The sequence below is a fragment of the Salinivibrio socompensis S35 genome (genome assembly GCF_000513715.1).
In the GTDB taxonomy this organism is placed as follows: domain Bacteria; phylum Pseudomonadota; class Gammaproteobacteria; order Enterobacterales; family Vibrionaceae; genus Salinivibrio; species Salinivibrio socompensis.
Map to the genome: position 1 here is coordinate 1 of NZ_AQOD01000261.1, position 510 is coordinate 510.

The 510-nt window shown below is 49.2% G+C and carries 1 protein-coding gene; it reads right to left on the reverse strand.

From position 1 onward, the window contains the following. Positions 1 to 412: ATP-binding protein (locus tag DZ54_RS0117580; protein ID WP_025675584.1), on the reverse strand; the 412-nt coding region annotated here is incomplete at its 3' end. Positions 413 to 510: the final 98 nt, after the last annotated feature.

A 510-nucleotide genomic window follows, 5' to 3' on the forward strand; every position in this document is an offset into this window, starting at 1 on the left:
CGGCGATGAACTTAACCTTATAGCCTTGCTCGATAAGTCCATAACCGATGCCACTGGCGATATGGGTTTTGCCGAGACCGCTGGCACCGAACAGTAAGATATTAGCGCCATGCCTCAGCCAACTGGGTTGATTAACCAGGCTCATGACTTGGTGTGTCGAGATACCATCGATCAGAGTAAAGTCGACGCTACCAAGGTGTTTCCCAGCCGGTAACTTTGCGTCTTTTAATAACTGCTGTAAGCGTTTGTCCTCGCGGTTTGCCAGCTCGATATGGCACAGCTCTGATAAGTATTGCTGAGGGCTCCACTGCTCTTTAACCGCTTTATTGCCTAGCGCCTCCCACTCTTTAACCATGGTAGCCAGCTTAAGCTGCTTGAGCATGAGTGGTAGAGAGGCTGTTGTGTTATCCATGTAGGCCTCCCGGTATCATATTGGCATACGCGCTTAGGCTATGCTGCTTGATAGAGAGTGATGGCTTATTTGGCTTAATCACTAAAAAGCGCTCTTCG